A 2,752-nucleotide genomic window follows, 5' to 3' on the forward strand; every position below is an offset into this window, starting at 1 on the left:
GATGCCATGGGTGACCTGTACCTCATCGGCAAGCCGCTGCTGGCCGCCTACAGTGCGTTCCGCTCGGGCCACGCCATGAACAACCTCTTGCTGCGTGAGCTGCTGGCCCAGCGTGATGCCTGGGAGGTGGTCACGTTCCAGGACGAGCGCCAGGCTCCCACCGGCTTTGCGCAGCCTGCGCGCGCCTGGTAGGGCCCACTTGCCATGTTGATCTTTCGCTGGCTGGCCATGCTGCTGCTCCTGGCGGCGGCCGTGTCGTTCGCGTTTTACGCGGGCACCGGGCAGCCGCGCTACAAGCGCCTGGGGCTCGTCATCCTCAAGTGGACGGTGATTGCCGCTGTGTTCTTTTTTGCAGTGATCCTCATCGGCCGCCTTGCCTGATGTATCGGCTGATGCGCGGGCCCTGCGGGCCCGTTTTTCCTCTGCCCTATACTCGCGCCTGCTCCGGGGTGTGCTGATGCGCTGAGATGCAAGAGTCCTGAAGGAATTCAGGCGAGCTTGCGAACCCGACGAACTTGATCCGGTTCATACCGGCGGAAGAAGAGCCGACCTCCTTGTCCCCGTGCCCGCACTCCCTGTGGGCACGCCTTGCCTCAGGTGCTGCCATGCGCAGCCACCCGAGGGGCGCACAGGTCCATTCCGGAGCAGACCCACCGCCACCGGAACCAGGAGACCTGCCCATGAACGCCCCCGATCCCCACGCCAAGCTCGCCGCCCCCGAGAAGTTTGCCGAGCTGCTCGCCCGCACCCGCGAACCCTTCCCCGCATCCCGCAAGGCCTTTATCCCCGGCCACCTGCACACCGACCTGCGCGTGCCGGTGCGCGACATCGCGCTCACCAACGGCGAGCTGGTCAGCGTGTATGACACCTCCGGCCCCTACACCGATCCCAACGCCGTGATCGACGTGCGCCAGGGCCTGGCCAGCGTGCGCGGTGGCTGGATCACCGGCCGTGGCGATGTGGAGCACTACGAAGGCCGCGCCCCCGTAGCGCTGGACGACGGCCAAAAGAGTGAAGACGCCACGCGCTTGGCCCAGCTGCGTGCCGAGGCCGCCGCCCTGCAGCGCAAGCCCCTGCGCGCCAAGGCTGGCGCCAACGTCACGCAGATGCACTACGCCAAGAAGGGCATCGTCACGCCCGAGATGGAATACGTGGCCATCCGCGAAAACGGCAAGCGCGAGTGGATGGAGCAGTACATGGCCGACGCAGGTCGCGAGAAGCGCCTGATGGGCAACCCGATGGGCGCCAGCATCCCGCGCATCATCACGCCCGAATTCGTGCGCGACGAAGTGGCCCGGGGCCGCGCCATCATTCCCGCCAACATCAACCACCCCGAGGTGGAGCCGATGGCGATTGGCCGCAACTTCCTGGTCAAGATCAACGCCAACATCGGTAACTCGGCCGTCACCTCCAGCATCGAAGAAGAAGTGGAAAAGCTCGTCTGGGCCATCCGCTGGGGCGCCGACAATGTGATGGACCTGTCCACCGGCAAGAACATCCACACCACACGCGACTGGATCGTGCGCAACAGCCCTGTTCCCATCGGCACGGTGCCGATCTACCAGGCGCTCGAAAAAGTGGGTGGCGTGGCCGAGGACCTGACCTGGGCGATCTTCCGCGACACGCTGATCGAGCAGGCCGAGCAGGGCGTGGATTACTTCACCATCCATGCGGGCGTGCGCCTGGCTTACATCCACCTCACGGCGCAGCGGCGCACGGGCATCGTCTCGCGCGGCGGCTCCATCATGGCCAAGTGGTGCATGGCGCACCACCGCGAGAGCTTCCTGTACGAGCACTTCGAAGATATCTGCGACATCATGAAGGCGTACGACGTGTCGTTCAGCCTGGGCGATGGCCTGCGGCCTGGCTGCGCGTCCGATGCCAATGATGAAGCCCAGTTTGCCGAACTGCACACCCTGGGCGAACTCACGCAAGTGGCCTGGAAGCACGACGTGCAGACCATGATCGAAGGCCCCGGCCATGTGCCCATGCACATGATCCAGGCCAACATGACCGAGCAGCTCAAGACCTGCCGCGAAGCGCCGTTCTACACCCTGGGCCCGCTGACCATCGACATCGCGCCGGGCTATGACCACATCGCCAGCGCGATTGGCGCGGCCATGATCGGCTGGATGGGCACGGCCATGCTGTGCTACGTGACGCCCAAGGAGCACCTGGGCTTGCCCGACCGTGACGACGTGAAGCAGGGGATCATTGCCTACAAGATTGCCGCCCACGCGGCCGACGTGGCCAAGGGCCACCCCGGCGCCCGCTCGCGCGACGATGCGCTCAGTCAGGCGCGCTTCGACTTCCGCTGGCAGGACCAGTTCAACCTGGGCCTGGACCCGGAGACGGCCAAGGAATACCACGACGAGACCCTGCCCAAGGACTCGGCCAAGGTGGCGCATTTCTGCTCGATGTGTGGGCCCAAGTTCTGCTCGATGAAGATCACCCAGGAAGTGCGCGACTTTGCCGCGCAAAAGGGCGTGGCCGAGGCCGAAGCCCTGGCCCAGGGCATGCAGGCCAAGGCGGCCGAGTTCCAGCAGGGCGGCGGCGAGCTGTACATCCCGCTCAAGCCCGTGTGATGGCAGCGGCGCAATAAGCGCAGCTACTGGCCCCGAGGATTCCCTGAAACAGGGCCCCGGGGCCGTGCTTACCCTGTGCGGTGGACCGTCTTGCCCGGCATATAGTCCCGCCCACCCCCGGCCCAGAAGGCGGGGGGTGTGTGTGGCACCAAATTTGCTATGCTGGA

The 2,752-nt window shown here is 65.7% G+C and carries 3 protein-coding genes and 1 riboswitch; all 3 genes read left to right on the top strand.

Annotated elements, in window-relative coordinates; translation table 11 throughout:
* Window positions 1-192 (top strand): UDP-3-O-acyl-N-acetylglucosamine deacetylase (locus tag DBR23_RS17070; RefSeq protein WP_199227732.1); only part of this gene is annotated, 192 nt, incomplete at its 5' end.
* A 12-nt stretch (window positions 193-204) separates the two neighbouring features.
* Window positions 205-381, top strand: coding sequence for a hypothetical protein (locus DBR23_RS29980; protein ID WP_015012563.1), 177 nt, complete (start codon window positions 205-207; stop codon window positions 379-381).
* A gap of 54 nt (window positions 382-435) precedes the next feature.
* Window positions 436-559: riboswitch (TPP riboswitch) on the top strand.
* Between the two features lie 121 nt (window positions 560-680).
* Window positions 681-2,585 carry a phosphomethylpyrimidine synthase ThiC gene (gene thiC, locus DBR23_RS17075; RefSeq protein ID WP_108499039.1) on the top strand — a complete coding sequence of 635 codons (1,905 nt, stop codon included), beginning with the start codon at window positions 681-683 and terminating at the stop codon, window positions 2,583-2,585.
* The last annotated feature ends 167 nt before the right edge of the window (window positions 2,586-2,752 follow it).

Origin of the sequence: Acidovorax sp. HMWF018 (genome assembly GCF_003061035.1) — a bacterium.
Lineage (GTDB): Bacteria > Pseudomonadota > Gammaproteobacteria > Burkholderiales > Burkholderiaceae_C > Acidovorax > Acidovorax delafieldii.